At 76.5% G+C, this 17799-nt stretch carries 7 protein-coding genes; all 7 read left to right on the top strand.

Annotation, left to right across the window (positions count from 1 at the left end; all coding sequences use genetic code 11):
• Window positions 1-249: 249 nt before the first annotated feature.
• The 7 genes from CD790_RS06400 to CD790_RS06430 all read left to right on the top strand — a co-directional run bounded on the left by CD790_RS06400 (window position 250) and on the right by CD790_RS06430 (window position 17224).
• Window positions 250-957: a Crp/Fnr family transcriptional regulator gene (locus CD790_RS06400; RefSeq protein WP_144382067.1), complete on the top strand. Its 708-nt coding sequence runs from the start codon at window positions 250-252 to the stop codon at window positions 955-957.
• Window positions 958-1148: 191 nt separating this feature from the next.
• The gene (locus CD790_RS06405; protein WP_144382068.1) at window positions 1149-2447 is read left to right on the top strand and encodes a hypothetical protein; all 1299 of its coding nucleotides are present in this window, start codon (window positions 1149-1151) and stop codon (window positions 2445-2447) included.
• Window positions 2444-4987 (top strand): hypothetical protein, encoded by a 2544-nt coding sequence (locus tag CD790_RS06410; protein WP_186318903.1) that lies wholly within the window; start codon window positions 2444-2446, stop codon window positions 4985-4987. Before CD790_RS06405 ends, CD790_RS06410 begins: the two co-directional genes overlap by 4 nt.
• A complete protein-coding gene (locus CD790_RS34435; RefSeq protein WP_186318904.1) occupies window positions 4984-6741 on the top strand; it encodes a hypothetical protein in 1758 nt (585 codons plus the stop codon). The genes CD790_RS06410 and CD790_RS34435 overlap by 4 nt, the downstream gene beginning before the upstream one ends.
• A gap of 320 nt (window positions 6742-7061) precedes the next feature.
• Complete coding sequence (locus tag CD790_RS06420; RefSeq protein ID WP_186318905.1) at window positions 7062-9602, top strand: vWA domain-containing protein; 2541 nt, start codon at window positions 7062-7064, stop codon at window positions 9600-9602.
• A gap of 477 nt (window positions 9603-10079) precedes the next feature.
• On the top strand, window positions 10080-14342 hold the full coding sequence (locus CD790_RS06425; protein WP_260867379.1) for a tubulin-like doman-containing protein: 4263 nt from the start codon (window positions 10080-10082) through the stop codon (window positions 14340-14342).
• Window positions 14339-17224 (top strand): hypothetical protein, encoded by a 2886-nt coding sequence (locus CD790_RS06430; protein ID WP_144382070.1) that lies wholly within the window; start codon window positions 14339-14341, stop codon window positions 17222-17224. Before CD790_RS06425 ends, CD790_RS06430 begins: the two co-directional genes overlap by 4 nt.
• The last annotated feature ends 575 nt before the right edge of the window (window positions 17225-17799 follow it).

Raw genomic sequence — 17799 nt, forward strand, 5'->3', positions numbered from 1 at the left:
TTCAGGTCGTCACTGACCGTCAGGTCATCACCTAAGGCCGGGGGCGGTACCCGCGGTCGGCTCCGGGGTAATCGTCCCAAGAGCATTGACGGGGTTGGACCATCTCTCTAGCGTTCTGTCACTCAATCGGGTCGCAACGCTTTCAGAAGGCACAGCGTCTGTATCTCTACTGGATGTGACCGAAAACGACCCGAAGCGAGGGCTTCTCTCCGTGCTCAGGACAGCCGGAGGCCCGAGCGGGGAGGGCGAATGAGTCTGTTCGAGGACGGCAGGCCCTTCCTGTCCGCACTCTCCACCGACGATCGCCGTGCGCTGCTGGCACTCGGCGGGCCCAAGACCTATCGGCGCGGTGCCGTGGTGCTGCGCGAGAACGACGCCACCTCCTTCGTGGTGGCGATCATCTCCGGCTGGGCCAAGGTATCGGTCGGCACCGAGCGCGGCATCCGGCTGATACTCGCCCTGCGTGGCGCCGGCGAGGTGGTCGGCGACCAGGCGGCCATCGACCACCGCCCGCGCAGCGCCACCGTCGCCGCGCTCGGCGACGTCCACGCGGTGGTCGTCTCCGGCGACAAGTTCCGCAAGTACCTGGCGGACCGGCCCATCGCCACCATGCTGATCATGCGCCAGTTCAGTTCCCGGCTGCGGAGTTCGGACGGCGAGCGGCGATCGCTCGCCTCCGAGCGGGTGATCCAGCGCCTCGCCGCCCGGCTGATCGAGATAGCCGAGCGCACCGGTCGTCCCGTCGGCGACGCCATCCGGGTCGACCTGCCACTGCCCCAGCACGAACTGGCCGCCGCGGTGGGCACCGGCCGGGAGGCGGTGGCCAAGGCGCTGAAGCTGCTGCGCAGCCAGGGCGTCGTACGGACCGGACCTCGCCGGTTCGAGGTGCTGGACCTGGGTCTGCTGCGACTGCTCGCCGAGGGGCGCGGCGCGGGTGAGGACGGCGGCCTCGGGTGACCGCACCCGCCGCCCCGACACGTACCGCCCCTCCCCTCCCGTACGACGGATGCCGCACCGCCCTGCGTGCACGCCCCCGCGCGCAGGGCAGACGAATCCGCCCCACTGTGTAAACGGCTACAGCCCGTCCCGCCCGTCACGGCAATCCTGGTGGAGTCCGAGGGGAGTGCCGCGGTGGACGGGAGGCGCGCGTGGGCGACACGGAGACCCAACTCCGGCTCGTGGTGAGCGCCGGTGTGTGCGGGCCGCGCACCGCGGGCGCCCGGGCCGAGCTGCGCGCGCACGAGACGGTGTGCGACGTCGTGGACGGCGCGTTCGCCCGGATCGGGGTGCGCGGGAGCGGCCTCCTGCTGATGGACCGCCCGGGCGGTCTGGTGGCGTCGCCGCCTGCCGGGCTGCCGGCCGCGCTGCTGGCGGGGGAGTGGTTGGAGGAGGTCCACCAGCGGCTGCGCCAGGACAACGCGGATCGCGCGGTGCCGCTGCGGCTGCGGATCGCGCTGCACCGGGGGCCGGTGGCGCGGTGCGGCGACCGGCTCGCCGGAAGCGCGGTGGAGCTCGCCTGTCGGCTGTGCGACGGCGAGGTGGCCGAGCGCACCCTGTCGCACGCGCCGGAGGCGCCGTTGCTGTGTGTGGTCTCTGCGGAGTTCTTCCGCGAGGTGGTGGTGGAGGGCGGGCGCTTCATCGAGCCCGAGCACTACCGCGAGGCGCGGGGCGCCTGGTACTACGTGCCCCGCCTGGCGGTGCCGCCGCTGCCGGACGAGGCAGCGGAGCCGCCGGACGCCTCGGCGTCCGCCGAGCCCGGCGCCGTCGAGGGGGTTCCGCCGTGGGTCGCGGGGGTGCCCACGGCCGGAGGCCCGGCACCGGGGCGGGGCGGCGGGATGCGACAGGGGGGGTGCCCGCCGCCCGCCTCCGAGTCCGATCGTCCGTCGAGTTCCGCCTCCGACTCCGGCGGGCCGTCTGGCTCCGAGCCCGACTCCGGCGGGCCGTCTGGCTCCGCCTCCGACTCCGGCGGGTCGCCCGTCTCCGAGTCCGGTCGGCCGTCGAGCTCCGACGCCGACTCCGCCTCTGGACAACCGGCCGCGGCGGCAAGCGGGCCACCGTCCGAACGCACCTCCGGACAGCCTGCTTCCGACTGCGGGCAGCGGCCCGGTTCCGCCCCGGCGCGACCGACCGCCGCGGGCTCCGGCCGACCGCCCGGCTCCGACGCCGGGCAGGCGCCCGGCTCCGACGCTCCGCAGGCGCCCGGTTCCGACGCCGGGCAAGCGTCCGGTTCCGGGCAGGCGTCCGGTTCCGGTTCCGGGGAGCCCGTGGTGGAGGCCGAGTCGGAGCGGGCCACGTACCGCTTCGAGTACATCGGCGGCGACAGCCAGATCTTCCACGGCAACACCATCCACGGCGATTTCACCGGCATCCGCAAGGGCGGCCGGGGGGACAAGCGCCGCCGGGGCTTCCGGGGGCGACGGGGCGGCGAAGGGGACGGCGGGCGATGAGCTCAGTGGACGACGACACCGCCGGGTCGGCCGGGGAGCCGGGCGGTCCGGCCGCGGACGGCGCCCAGTCCGAGGGCCGGGGCGCCGACGGCGGCAGGGGCGAGGACCGGCAGGCCGACGGCCGGCGGCAGGACGGCGAGGGCCGGGACCGCGACGGCCGGCAGCGCGAGGCGAAGCCGGACGGCGAGGAGCGGGAACGGGAGCAGCCGCGGCGGCTCGGCGCCCCCAAGGGCAGCCCGCTGGGCGGTGCGGGCGCGGACGGTGGCGCCCGCACCGCCCGCGAGGCGCGCGCCAACTTCCACGTCGAGGGCGACAACCAGATCTACGAGGGCAACACCTTCTTCCACACCCAGGTGCTGCCCGGCCCCGAGGAGGTGTTCGTCGACGGACCGGTCCCGCGTGAGCGGCTGGACCACGTGCGGCGTGTCTACTGCCCGGTGCCCGGCTACGAGCGGATGCGACGCCGCCTCGAGCTCACCCATCTGCTGGCGCTCTGCGGCGAACACGGCACCGGTCGCGGCTCCACCTCCCTCGCGCTGCTCGCCCAGGTGACCGGCGGCGAGGTCTCGCGGCTGGACCCGTACACCGCACTCGGCAGGGTCGACACGAGCAGGTTCGAAGAGGGGCGCGGCTACCTCCTGGAACTCCCCGACGGCGACACCTACGACGGCGGCTACGGGGGCGAGCCGCCCGAGGAGCGCGGTCACCGGGACCGCGACCGGGGGTCGGGCGCCGCGCCCGGGCCCCGCCGGCTCACCGAGCTGCACCTGGACCGGCTGAGCGCCGCGCTGGCCGAGCGCGGGGCGTACGGCGTCATCCTGGTCGGTGCCGGCGACCTCGCCGATGTGCTGGTGCGCGGTCGCTACGGCCTGGTGTGCGCCCCGCCGCCCGCCGACGAGGTCCTCAACCGCCATCTGACCTCGCTGCTCGCCGAGGCCCCCGGCCAGACGCTGCTGTTGGCCCGAGCCAACGCCGCCCGCGCGGATGTGCGGGAGGCGCTCGGCCTGGACGAGCTGCGGCCCGGTGAGGCGGCCCGGCTCGCCGGCCACCTCGCGGCACACGCCACCGGCGGCCTCTCCGACGCGGAACTGCTGCGGGAGTGCCGGTGGTTCGCCCCACGCCAGGCCCAGGAGTGGTTCGCCGGCGCGGACCGCCCCGGCACCCTGCCGGGCGCGCTGCCCGCGCTGCGCGGCGCCGCCCTGCGCATCGCGCTGGCCGTCTTCAACGGCTCCGCGGACAGCCTGGCCGCCGAGGCCGGCGAGCTGCTGAGCTGGGAGCTGGCGGTCACGCTCGACCCGCAGTACGCGCCGGGGCGCTCGCTGTTCACCGCGCACACCGGGGCCAGGCTGGCCGCCGCCCGCGCGGTGCCCGGCAGGGGCGAGGAGGATCTGGGCGAGGCCACCATCCCGGTCCGTGTGGTCCGCTTCCAGGGGCAGCGGTTGGCCACGGCGGTGCTGTACGAGGCGTGGGACGGCTACCACAACGTGCGCGGCCCGATGTCCCGCTGGCTGCGCACGCTGTGCGACGACCCGCGCCCCCAGGTGTGGGTGCGCGCCGCCATCGCCGCCGGCGTGCTGTGCTCCTGGGACTACCTCTACGGCTTCTCCGAGCTGCTGCTGCCGCTCGCCCGCGCGGACAGCCCGGTCCAACGGATGGCCGCCGCCACCGCCCTCGCCGAAGCCGCACGCGACGAGGCCGTGCGCCCCGCCGTCCGCGGGCTGCTGCGCGACTGGGCCCGCGGCGACGACGAGGAGGCGCGTGAGACGGCCGCGCTGGCCCACGGCTACGGCCTGGCGGCGGGCTCGGTCTCCGCCTCCCTGGACCAGCTCGGCCGGATCGGCTGCCGGGACGGCGGGGAGTCGGCGGAGATCGCCTCCTACAGCGTGGTGCGGCTGCTGGCGGGCCCGGAGCCGGAGGACGTCCTGCAGCGGCTGGCCAGCTGGTACCGCGACCGGCGGCAGGACCGGCAGAACCTCGCGCTGCTGACGGTGCTGCGCGCGGTCACCACCCGCACCTCGCACCTGTGGGGCCTGCGGGACACCCCGGAGCTGGAGCCGTACGCCTCCTGGCCGCTGGTCGCCGCGCTGGTCGAGGCCCGCCCGGAGCACACCCGCTGGCTCTCGGACCTGGTGTGGTGCGCGCTGACCACGGCGCGCTCGGGCGCGGCCGCGCTCGAGGCGATGGCCGGCTGGATGCGCCGCGCGGCCCGCGACGAGCGACAACTGACGTCGCTGTGCGACTTCCTGCCACGGCTGGTCAGCCAGGAGCGCGATCGGGAGCGCCTGCTGCTGCTCATCGCCCGGCTGGCCGGCGACATCGACGAGCCGCTGAACGCGCGGGCCGCGGAGCGGATGCGACAGGCGCTGCTGCCGGACGGACCGGAGAGCGGGCCCGACCTGGCCGTGGCGTACCGTCCGGGCAGCGCGCCCCGACACGGCCCGGCGCGCGACTCCGGTCCGCGCGGTCCCGTGCGCGGCCCCGCGCCCGACCCGGCCGAGACGCCCCACGAGGGGTGGCACGAGAGGGAAGGGCACAGATGAACGACCAGAAGCCGGCCGAGCCGTGGACATCGGCCCGGCCGTGGGAGCGGCCGGAGCGCCTGGACCGCCCCGGAGGGCCGTCACCGGCGGGCCCCGGCGCCTCCGGCGAGCGGGCTCCGGTCCTCGGACCGCTGGTGCGCGAGTACGTCCCCGTGGGCCGCTACCGACGGCCCAGCGGCCAGGTCGCGGCGGTGCTCATGTACGAGAACGGCGGCTACAGCGTGGTGTGGCCCGACCGTCGCGAGGACGTCGACAAGCCGCTCATCAAAGGGCCGTACACGGTCATCGAGGTGCACACCGGCTGGCACCTCACCCAGTTCCGCACCGAGCTGCCGGCCGCCGGCGACGCCGAGTTCTTCCGCGCCGAGGTCGAGGTGCGATGGCGGGTGGTGGACGCGCGCGCCGCCGCCGTCGCCGGGGTGTGGAACCTGGCCGAGCACCTCTCCCCGGTGCTGCTGCGCGCCCTACGCGGCATCACCCGGCGCTACCGCATCAGCGAGGCCGAACGGGCCGACGTGGCGGTGGAGTCGGAGCTGCTGCAGCGCGGCGCGCTCGTGCTCGGCGACGATCTCGGCCTGGAGACCCAGGTGTTCGTACGGATCGACCTCAGCAGCCGCGGCATCAGCGCCCAGCGCGAACGCACCGACGTCGAGCACGTCCGCGAGGTGGAGCGCGCCCAGCACGAGCTGGAGCGCGAGCGCGAGGCTCGCGAGCAGGAGCTCAACCGGATGCGGGCCGCCGAGCTCCAGGAGGTGCTCCGCGGCGGCGACGACGACCGGATCGCCTGGTTCATGGCCCGTGACAAGGCCCGGGCGTGGGACATCCACCAGGCGATCCTCCGGGAGCGGCGGGAGGAGCGCGAGCTCTCCATCGAGACCGTGTTCCGCTTCGTCGACGGCGGGCTCATCGAGCGCCAGGACCTCAACGACCAGACCCTCGCCGCCATCGACTTCCTGCGCTCCACCACCCGCGGCACCATGGGCCGCGCCGCCGAGACCGTCTTCGGTCTGCCGCGACACCCCGCGGCCTCCGGCGAGGACCGGGCCCGGGCCCGACGCCAGCTGGACTGGAGCCACGCCGAGCGGCCGCCGGAGCCCGACGCCCCGCGGGACTCGGCGCCCGGCCGGGACGAGGCGCGGGACGTCGGGCACGGCGCGGAGCGCCCGTACGACGCCGGGCGAGGACCCTCCGCGGACCGATCAGACCGATCAGACCGATCAGACCGATCAGACCGACGAGATCGACCAGGTCGACCAGAGCGCCGTGGCCCGTCGGATCGGGGGGACGGGGCGTACGGGTCGGACCGGTCGAGCCGGGAGTGGGAGCGTGAGGGGGATTACGGCCACGGACCGGGCCGGGACGGGGAGTACGCCGGCCACCGCGCGGCCGGGGACCACGGGGACCACGGGGACGACCGGTATCTCCGGGCCGAGCGAGGCGGCGGGGACCGGCCCGACGGGTGGGGCGGCGGGGACCGGGTCTACGAGCCCACCCGCGTCCAGCGGGCGGCGGAGCGCGACGACTACCGCCGCCGCCCGCCCCGCTCCACCCGCGACGACGCCCCGGAGGACCGGGTGCGCGACCGCTGGGACGACGACCGCCGGGACGACGACCGCCGGGACGACGACCGCCGGGGCGGGGGTCGTGGCGAGGAGCGCCGCTGGGACGGGGACCGTTGGGACGAGTCTCCGCCTCCCGAGCGCGACCGGTCGCCGCGCCGCTGGAGCGACAAGCTCGACTGGGGCGACGAATGACCGGGTCCGGGTCGCCGCCGCGGCGGGGCCCGTTCGACGCCGTGCCGCCGCGCACCACCAGCGGCGGCGGCGCCGAGCCGCCGCCCGAGCCCATGCGCCTCGCCGACCCCGGCTCCGAGCCTGGCACGAGCCCCGGCGCCGACTCGACCTCCGGCACGCCTCCCACCGTCACGCCGCCCTTCGTCACGCCGCCCCTTTCGCTCCGCGAACCCCCGCGCGGCCCGCACCAGCGCACGCGTCCCCGGACCCTCGGCAGACCCGCCCGCCGCGGGCGTCGGTCCGGCCGGGGCATCCGGGACCACATCGCAAGGAGAACCGCAGTGATATGCCCTGACATCCGGCCCTCGGGGCGGCGTTCGCGCCCGCGTCGACGGCCGGCCCGGCGCGCGCTGGCCGCGACCGCGGCGGTGTGCGCGCTGGCCGTAGGCCTGGCGCCGGCGCCGCCCGCCGCCGCCCGCGAAACCGCGTCCGACGGCGCGGTGAAGCCCATCGACTTCGCCGTCCTCGTGGACGTCTCCGACAGCCTCAGCGACGCGGACCTGGCCCGGGAGACGGACGCGGCCGCGCTGATCGCCCAGGCGGAGATCTCCGACCGCTCACGCGCCACCGTCATCGGCTTCGGCAGCGCGGAGAAGCCCGGTCAGCAGCCCGTGCGGGAGGTGTGCTCGCCGACCGTCACCGACGAGGCGGGGCGGCAGCGGCTGAGCCGGTGCGCGCAGCAGTTGAAGGACCGCGCGGGGAACCGGGTCGGGCCGGGGACGGACTTCCCCGCCGCGCTCACCCAGGCCGTCGACCGGCTCGGGGAGCACGGCTCCGACACCACCCCCAAGGTCGTCTTCCTGCTGACCGACGGCAAGCTGGACGTGGCGGACAGCCCCGCGTACGGCACCGATCCCGCGAGCCGCCGGGCCAACGCCGCCAAGAAGCTGCGCGAGACGCTCGACCGGGCCCGCCGCGAGCAGGTGCAGATCTGGCCGCTGGGCTTCGGCGACGGCATCGACCGAGACGCGCTGCGCGCCATGGCCGCCGGCGGCTATCGCAACGACTGCCCCGACCGGCCCGGAAGCACCCCGCGGATGCGGGTCGCCGACAGCGCCACCGAGGTGGACCGGGCGCTGCACGTCACCTTCGCGGCCGCCCGCTGCGGTGACGTCGAGGAGGGCACCAGCGCCAGGCCGCCGGGCGAGCTGAAGGTCACCATCCCGCCGATCGCCACCGACGGCTCGATCACCGTCACCAAGCACGACCCGCGCGTCACGGTCACCTACTACGACCCGGAGGACAACCGGGTGCCGGCGCACGGCACCGCCCACGGCTCCCGCTTCGACGTCAGCGGCCAGGACGGGCCGGTCGAGGCGCTGCGGGTCCGGGACCCCCTGCCCGGCACCTGGCGGGTGAAGCTGTCCGCCCCCGAGGGCCACCGCGACCATCCCGCGACGGTACGGGCCATCTGGCAGGGCGTGCTCCACTCGGCGATCTCGCTGGAGCCCGTCACGCCGCGCCCCGGCGAACGCAGCGTGGTGCGGGTGCGGATGCAGACCCGGCGCGGTGTGGCCATCACCGACCCCGAGCAGTTGGCCGGGGTGAAGGTCACCGCCCGGCTGACCGGCGACGGCTTCGCGGAACCGGTGGACATGACGCTGCGGGACGACGGCGAGGGCCCGGACGAGCGAGCGGACGACGCCCTCTACGCCGCCGAGTTCACCGTGCCCGAGACGGCCTCGGGCGTGCTGCGGATCATCGGGGAGATGGCGGCCCCCGGCGTCACCAGCGACCACCGCCCCTACGACACGCACACCGCCCCGCCCGACGGCCCGCGGGTCGTGGCCGACGTCGCCCTCGACAAGCAGTCGGTGTATCCGGGCGGCGAGGTCGGCGGCCGGATGACCGTGCACAACGACGACACCCGGCCGCACACCCTGCGGCTCGCCCTGAAGGACCTGCCGGAGAAGTCATCCCTGCGGATCGCCCCGACCACGGTCACCGTGGAGGCGGGCGCGCAGCGGCGGGTTCCGTTCACCGTCGCCTTCGGGGCGGACACGGCGCTCGGCGACATCGGAGGGCAGATCAGCGTCGTCGACACCACCGACAACGGCCAAGAGGTCGGCCATGCGTTCCTGACCGTCGCGGTGGAGCCCGAACCGAGCCGCTGGGAGCGGTGGTGGGACCGCTGGTGGTGGGCCGCGGTCAGCGGCGGCGCGCTGGCGCTGGCCGCCGGGGCGCTGGTCGCCGCCCGCGTCCACTCCGCGCGGTCGCGGAAGTCACTCCAGGGGCTGGTCATCGAGGTGCGCCGGGAGGGCTCCGGCGCCGCCCCCGCCCAACTGCCCGTCCGCGGCGCCGGCGTACGGACCTTCTACTTCACCGTCGACGGCGGCTCCGGCTCCGGCACCCCCACGCTGCGCCGGCGCGACTCCGGCGGCGGTCAGACGTACCGGCTGTGGCGCGCCGGCGACGGCAGCCTGCGGCTCCGCGCGCCCCGAGGCCGTGAACAACTGCTCCCGCGCGGGGGCCCGCTGGCGCTCGACGACGGTCTGGAGCTGTGCGTACGCGACGAGCGCGGCGCGACCCGCGGCACCGCGCGGGGTGGCGGAGGCGGCGGAGGCGGCGGCCGCACGGCCGGCGGCCGTGGCTCCAGGCTCGACGCCCGGCCCGGGGGGCGCCGCCCCTTCGGCGGCCGCTCGCGCGGCCGCTCCGGCTCCGGCACCGGCGATGGCGCCGGAGGCGGGACCGGGGGCCCGGACGGCTCCGCGACGAACGGCAGGTCGGACGGCGGTCGCGTCCGCGGCGGCCGCCCCCGGGGCGGCACCGGCGGCGCCGCCTCACCCAGCGGCGGAACGGGCGGCTATGACGCGGCGTTCTGACCCGTGCGTCGGACGGCGCTCGGCGGGCGGCACACCACCCCGCCGGGCACCGGGCGGCACGCAACCCCGGCGGGCACCAGGTGGCACGCCACTCCGCCGGGCACCGGGTGACCGTACGGTGCCGGGCTCGGCGTCCGGCCCGCCGCGCGGCCTGGCGGGACGTCCGGCGTTCGGCCCGGCGCCCGGCCTGGCGGGACGTCCGGCGTTCGGCCCGGCGCCCGGCCTCGCGGGACGTCCGGCGTTCGGCCCGGCGCCCGGCCTCGCGGGGCGCCCGATGCCCGACCCGGGGTCGGCGCCATCGGCGCCCGAGCCGGTAGCCGGGGGCGCGCCGCTCCGACCGGCCCGGACGACATTCCGGCCGCCGCTCCGCCGGGCGGGGTGGAGCGGTCCGCGTACCCCCCATGTGCCACCGCCGCCCGGCAGGACAACCACCCACGCACGTTCGGCCCGGGCGGGTCGGGCGAGGGGAGCGATGACATGAAGATCTACCAGCCCATGCTCTTCGTGGGCCTGGGCGGCACCGGCGCCCGCATCGGGGCCGAGTTGGAGCGGAACCTGCGCCGGGAGCTGTGCGGCCCGGACGGCACCGCGCTGGTCGACGGCGGTAAACGGGCGGCGTTCCAACTGCCCGACTGTCTGCAGTTCGTGTACGCGGACTTCAGCGAGTCCGAGCTGGACCGGCTGCCGCACCTGAGCGCGCGCGGGCCGGAGGCGGCCGCCTTCTCCCGCACCTCCCGAGCGGTGCACAACCTGCTGCCCGCCTACGACAACTCCCCCGAGGTGACCCGCATGCTGCGGATCGCCCTGCACGAGGAGGTGGCCGGCTGGCTGCCGCCCCGCGAGGGGGAGCCGCGGGTCTCGCCGTTGCACACCGGGGCCGGGCAGCTGCCGACGGTGGGCCGGGCCGCGCTGTTCGCGACCATGCGCAGCGGCGCGGAGCAGGTGCTGGGCCCGCTGCGGGCGGCGATCGACGCGCTGAGCAAGTCGGGCGGCGACCTGGAGCGGCTGGGCGGGCGGCAGATCCGCGGCTACGACGTGTTCGTGGCATTCTCCGTCGCCGGCGGCACCGGAGCGGGCATCTTCTACGACTTCCTGCATCTGATCGGGCACGCCTTCAACGCCGTCAATCTGAACGGCGCGAAGATCTACCCTCTCGTGGTCATGCCGTCCGCGTTCCCGGCGGAGTCCGGCGGCGGCCGGGAGGCCGAACTCAACGCCGCCCGCGCCCTGGTGGACCTCTCCCACCTGGTCGACGACCAGAACGCGGCGGACGCGGCGCCCGATCTCGGCGATGTGGAACAGCTCGGCCGGATCGGGGTGAAGTACCCGCACCTGGCCCCGGTGCGGCTGCGCACCTCCACCGTGCAGACGGCGTTCCTGTTCAGCCGGACCGCGGGCATGCGCCCGGAGGACCTGCGGCGCTCCATCACCGCGATGGTGACCTCGCTGATCGGCACCGACCTGGGCGAGGAGAGCGTGCGCGGTCGGAGCCGGGCGGACGACGACGCGCAGTCCTTCGCGGCCAGCTTCGTCAACCGCGGCACGATCCGCTCCGCCCCGGCGGCCACCGGCATCGGCCTCCAGGGGATGTCCACCAGCCTCGCCGCCTCCATGACCGTGCCGGTGGACGAGCTGGCCGAGATCGTGGCCTCCCGGATGCTGGCCTGCGCGGTGCGCGGCCTGGTGGAACAGGCGCGGCAGGGCGGCGAGACCCACCGCGCGCTGGTGGTGAAGGTGTTCAAGGAGTCGGGCCTGGAGGAGATCTGGACCCGGGAGGCGCTGGAGGTCGCGCTGCCCGACCCGCTGCCCCGCGGCGTCAAGGCGATCGGGCAGGCGCTGCGTGACCGCGTCGGTGACATGGAGGACCAACTGGCCCAGCTGGACCGCCGGCTGGACCGGCGGGTGGGGGAGATCGCGGAGCGGTTCACCCCGCGCCGGGCCGTCCAGGCGCTGCTGCAGGAGCACGACCCGTTCCGCCTGGAACGGGTGTTGGCCGGCAATCCGGGCGACCGGGACCAGGTGGCGGCGGCCGGGTTCGCCGGGATGCTGGACAACCGCCGCAACCGCCCGCACGCCCCCGAGGGCGTGCAGCCCACACCGCCCCCGGTGCCCCGGATCAGCCGTGGGATGGCCGGGCTGGTGCCCGCCCGCTGGGGCGACCCGGACGTGGAGGCGGCGCTGGGCGAACAGGACACCTGGTACCGGTGGTCGGCGTGCCGGGTCTGGCACGACCAGTGGAAGGAGCAGGAGTCCCGCTGGCGGCCGCCCGCCGACCGCGTGATCAAGGACGTCTCGGCGCTGGTGCGGGCCTTCCGCGACCACGAGGAGGAGGAGAGCGGGCTGTTCCTGGAGCGGAAGAAGGAGCTGTACCGCGAGGACCGCACCGGCGTGTCCTACCTGCTGCCGCCCCAGCACACCCTCGGCGCCTTCTACGACGACGTGATGGCGCGGCTGCTCCAGCGCGAGGGCCTGGCCGATCACCAGGACGAGGCGGCGCTGCTGGCCCGGATCGTCGAACCCGGCCACTGGCTGCGCGCGTTGAGCGCCGTGCAGCTCTCGCCGCGCGCCGCCGTCAAGGAGGTCAAGGCGGTCCTGGAGCAGCGCATCAAGAGGCTGTTCGTGGAGACGGGCGTCCACCAGGAGCGGCCGCTCCTGCCCTCACTGGGCGACCTGCTGGCGGCGGCGGCCGGCGACGCGGAGGCGGCGGCCACGGTCGACGAGAAGTGGCAGGAGCAGTTCCGGTCCCAGCTGGCCGGGATGCTGCCGGCCGGCTTCACCCCGGACGGCACCGGCAAGCTGAAGGTCCTGATCGTACGACCGCAGACCAAGGCGACCGGCAGCGTCGACCGCTTCCTGGAGCAGACGCTGCTGCTGCCGCGCGACGAGAACCGGATGTCGCCGGAGTTCCGCGCGGTGCCCACCGAGTCCATCACCGTGGTGCTCTTCCGCAGCGAGATGAGCCTGACCGAGGTCTCCGAGGTACGGCAGGTGCTGCGGCTGTGGGGTCGGGCGCGGGACAAGGAGGGGCGTGAGGACTACCTGGCCTGGCGCCAGCGCACCGGCTACCGGGAGGCGTGGCTGGCCAGCACCGAGTCCGACCGGCAGCGCATCCTCCAGCGGATGCTGTGCGCGATGTGGAACGGGCAGGTCGAGGTCGTCGGCGATCCGCTCTCCCCGGACCGGGTCCGCTTCCGGTTGCGGCGCGGTGACGACGCGCGGGACGCGGTGACCATGACGCTCGCCCTGGAGCCGTACGACCGCTCCGTCACCAGCTGGTCCGACCTGCTGCGCGCCTACGAGCGGTGGGCGCTGCTGGACGCCGGCACGGCCACCAAGGACTTCTGTGGGGTGCTGATGGAGACGCTCCCCGAGGGGTTGAGCACCTCCCCGAGCGAGCCGCACCCGCTGCTGCGGACCTTCCTGGACCGCGTCGCGCCCGACGCCGCCGGCCAGCTCGACGTCCTCGCCCGCCGGCTCGACGAGGACGGCCGCGAGTGGATCCCCCCACTCCGCGACTTCTGGACCGTCACCCTCGACGGCGCCCTCGACCTCCGCTTCCCCCGCGGCCTCCGCGCCAACCGCGCCACCCTCCGCTCCCTGGTGGAGGCGGTGAGCGCCCGCGACCACGAAGACGAGCACGAGGGCGGACCCGGCGGCCCGGGAACCGGCTCCGGAGGCGGAGGCGGCGGCCGACCCGACGGTCGGCTCAACGGCCACCGCGCGGGGACGGGTTCGCGTGCGGGCGGGGGCGGGGGCTGGGGCGCCGCCGATGCCGACGCGGATGCCGACGACGCCGACGGCTCGTGGGGCTCCCCGGCGTACGGCGCCCGCGGTTCGGCGGGCCCCTCCGGCCGGCCGATCCGCTCCGACCGCTCCGCCGCGGACGGCGGCCGACGGGCCGACCACGCGGCCGGCCGATGGGCCGGCGACCGGGGGGCCGGCGACCGGGCCGCGGATGACCGGGACATCGCCGGACGGCGTCCCGGCGGCCGGGCGGACGGCGCCCGACCGCCACGGCACGGGAGCACCCGGGGCCGGCCGTCCCACGACCGTGAGGTCGGCGACCGGTACGGCGAGGGCAGGCGCGCGGGCGACGGCGCCGCCGGTGGCCGCCTTCGTACGTCCGGCGACCGCGCGAGGGGCGGCCGTCCGGCGGACGACCGTGTCACCGATGACCGCTATGACGACGGGTTCGCCGACGACGGGTTCGCCGACGACGGGTTCGCCGACGACGGGTTCGCCGACGACCGGGCGCCCGGCGACCGGCGGACCGGCGACGGCCTCGGGGCCGTGGCCGACGGCGCGGCGGCGGACGGTCGGGGGCCCGATGGCCGGGTGGCCGAGGACGCGCCGCTCGACGGGCGTGGGGAACGGGGGTGGGCCGAGGCGTCCTCCCACCGCGCGACGGGCGAGGGCGGGGGCAGGGGTGGGGGCTGGGACTTCGGCGACGGGTCGTCCGACGACCGCCTGAGCGACGATCCGTACGCCGAGGATCCGTATGCCGAGGAACCGTACGCCGAGCGCCGGCACGCCCAGGACCGAAGCCCCCAGGACCGAAGCCCCCAGGACCGGTACGCCAACGACCATGGCGTCGGTGACCGGGTTGTCGGTGATCGGGCCGTCCGCGACCGGGCCGTTTCCGACCGTGCCGCCGGCGATGCGGACGTCCGGCCGGGGGCGGACGACGGGGCGTGGGACGACCCGTGGGACGACGAGACACGGCGGGAGGGCCGGCGGTGAACACGTTTGCGCCCACCGCTCCGGCGGCCGCCTCCGGGGCGCCCGTGGTGACGCTGGACCTCCGTTCCGCGGGGGCGCGGTTCAGCGACCCCGCGGAACTCCACCGCGCCGTGCGCGAGTCGCTCGGCGGCACGCCCGTGACGACGGCCGGCCGCTTCCTGCTGCTGGACACGGCCGAGGGGCTGGCCGGCCACCAGCACGTCTACGAGCAGGTGCTCTCGTACGGCAACGGGCACGCGCTGTGCCTGGCGATCGGCGCCCCCCACGCCGGATCCACCGAGGACGACCTACGGGCGGCCGCGTCGCCTACCCAGTGGGCCCTGGACCGGCCCTCGACGCTGCGGCCGCCGGCGGTCGGGGTGCTGTGGGTCCTCGACCCGTACGCGGGGACGGCCGACCCGGAGGAGGACCCCAGGACGGTGGAGGAGGTGCTGCATCCGCTGGTCGAACTTCTCGCGGGCGCCTCCGTCTTCGACGCCGTGCTGCACGCGATCGGGGAGCTGCCGGAGGGGGTGGCCGTGCCCGCGCTGCGCGTGCTGGAACACGACCTGGCGGCGGCGGACCGCGAGCGCGCCTGGCGGCAGGCGCTCGCCGACCTGGTCGGCGAGGAGGTGCCCGGCCCGACCGCCTCGTTCGCCCCGGCCATGGACGAACTGCCGGCCGCGCTGGCGCCGTTGGTCGGCCCTTCGGTGCCCAAGAGCGTCGAGGAGGCGGTGTGGCGCCGGGCGGGCGGCGAGGCCGCGATCCGGTTGCGCGCGGCGGAGTACGCGCTGGACGAGGCGGAGCGGGAGTACCAGCGACTGCGCGGCGCGGCCGGGTTGTTCGGCCGAACCGGCCGCGACAGCGACCTCGCCGGCTGCCTGGAACAGGTGGCGGCCGACCTCGTCGCCTACCGCGACACCGTGGAGGACGCGCTGCGCGACGGCGACCGAGTGGGGTTGCCGCCCGAGCAGCGCCGCCGGCTGCACGAGCACGGCATCGACCTGCCCCGCGTCCCGGAGACCTCGCGTGAACGGGTCGGCCCGGCGCTGCGCGGCTACGCCCAGGAGCTGCTGGCCAAGCGGCTTCCGCTGCGCTCGGCGGCGGCCCGGCTCGGCGCGCTGTCGGATCTGGCGACGCCCACCAGCAGCGCCGCCCGGCTGCCCGGGCTGGCCGACGCCTGCCCGCCGGGACTGCCGGACCGCCTCATCGGCGCGCACCCGTTCACGGTCCGCGGTGCGCGCCGCGGCGAACTGGCCGCCACCTGCGCGCTGACGGCCGCGGCCGGACTGTGGCCGGGCCCGGGCTGGGCGCTGGGGCCGCTGACCGCGGTGGCCGCCGCCGGGCTGACCGACCGGGCCTTCGCGCGGCGGCCACGTGCCGACAGCGGCGGCACCTCCGGGGCCCTCGCGCAGCTCGCCGCGGGCCTGCTGGGCGCGGCGGTCGGCGCCGTCGCCGGCAAGCTGCTCGGGGCCCCGGCGTGGCTGGGCCTCGGCGGCCTGCTGCTCGCCCTGCTCATACTGCCGGTGCTGGCCGTGCGCCGCTGGACGGCCGCGGTCGACGCCTGGTGGGAGACGGCCGGTGTCCCCGAGGCCCGGACCGCGCTGCACACCGTGGACGACATCCTCACCGACGCCGTCGTGCACGACTGGCTGCTCGCCGACGCCCGGCTGTACTGCGCCGACGGCGCCCGCGCCATCGCCACGATGATCCGCCGCGCGGCGGCCGCGGCGGCGCCCGCGCGGGGCCCCGGCACCGTCCCCCACGGTGCCGGCGACCATGACGGCCGGGAGAAGGGCGGCGAGTACGGCCCGTACGACCAGCCGTACGCCCACCCGGAGGGCTGGGACCGCGGCGACGGCTGGACGGACGAATGGCACGGCGGCTGGGACGAGTGGAGCGGCGGCCCCGACCCCTGGGGTGAGGCGGTGGGCGAGCCGTACCCCGAGGCCGGTACGGCCGGGTACGCCGAGACCCCCACGGCGGGAGACGAGAGCGGGAACCCAGTCGACCGCGAGCCAAGCGGGCACGAGGGCCGCCGGTACGACAACGGGTACCAGGCCGACGGATTTCATGACGACGGACTTCGTGACGACGGACTTGGCGGCGGCGTCCACGACGGCGGCGTCCACGGCGGCGGTTTCCACGACGAGGGGGCGCGCGACGACGGGCCGCCGGACAACGGCTTCCACGACGGCGGCTTCCGCGACAACGGGCCGCCGGACAACGGGCCGCGTGACAGCGGGGAGTACGGCCGGTACGACACCTCGTACGCGGCGGCGGGGCAGACCGCCGACGGCGTCGGGGAGCCGTATCCGCGCGAGCGCCGCGCCGCGCCCTGGCTCGAGCGGGAGGCCGGCGACGGCGGCCCCGAACTGACCGAGACGCTGGCGGCCGACATCGCCGAGGGCATCGCCCAGTTGCTGGCCCCGTACTGGGGAACCATTGAGCGCGACCCGGGCACCGCCGCAGGCTTTCCGCTCGACCAGCGGGTGCGCGAGCTGCTGGCCGCCGAGAGCGCCCGGCTGGCGCGCGACGGGGTGGCGGCCCCTCCGCCGCACGCCCGCCCCGAGCGGGAGCGCCCCGAACCGGCGGTGCTGCTCGGTATCGCGCCCGATCGGGTGGTCAGGACGCTGGAGACGGAGGAGCACGGCCTCGCACCGCTGGCCCTGTGCGCCGCGGAGCACCGTCGGTTGCTCTCCCGCGACCGCCACGCCAGCCGCCGGGTGCGCTTCGCCCCGGAGGCCGTGCGCCGCTCCAGCGCGGTCGTGGCCGACGACATCGTCTGGACCCCCGCCGGCCGCTACGCGGGCGTCCTTCGGCTGTTGCCGCCGCGCACCGGCTCCATACGGACGGTCAGATTCCGCGACGGCGGGCACGGTTCAGGGAACGGGTACGGATGAGGGAGCGGTACGTGATGGACAACGGGGCCCGTTGGGGAGCGTCCGACGCCCCTGCCGGACACGACACTCCTTGCCCTCGCCCGTCGGCCGGCACGCCCGGCGACGCCCCGCCGGGCGGTGGCCGGCCCCAGGCGCGCGAGCCCGACGCGCGCCGGGCCCAGGCGACGACCGAGCCGCTCCGGCTCGCCGCTGGCGCTTCGCGCGGTGGTGAGCCGCCGGTCGGGGCAGCGGCCCCGGCGGGCACGGGCACGAGCCCCGGGCGGCCGCCGAGGGGGCCGGGGGCCGCCGCCGCGACGGTCCGGCCGGACGCGACCTCGGCCGCGCCGCGCGACGGCGGCCCGCCACGGAGCGGGGCCCCGAGACGGCCGGCCGCCCCGCCGCTCGGCCTGCCTGCGGCGGTCCCGTGCGGAGTCGGTGTGTGGTGCGGGTCGGGTCAGCTCCCCGTGGCGACCGGGGCCGCGGTGCGCGTGACGACGCGGCGCGGCGAGCCGGCCGGGGTCGCCGTCGGTGCCCCTGGTGATTCCGGGCTGTGGCCGTCGGGTCGCGGTGCGCCGGGCGGGGCGGCCGCGAGAGCG

Origin of the sequence: Streptomyces sp. SAJ15, from assembly GCF_007595705.1 — a bacterium.
Taxonomy (GTDB): domain Bacteria; phylum Actinomycetota; class Actinomycetes; order Streptomycetales; family Streptomycetaceae; genus Streptomyces.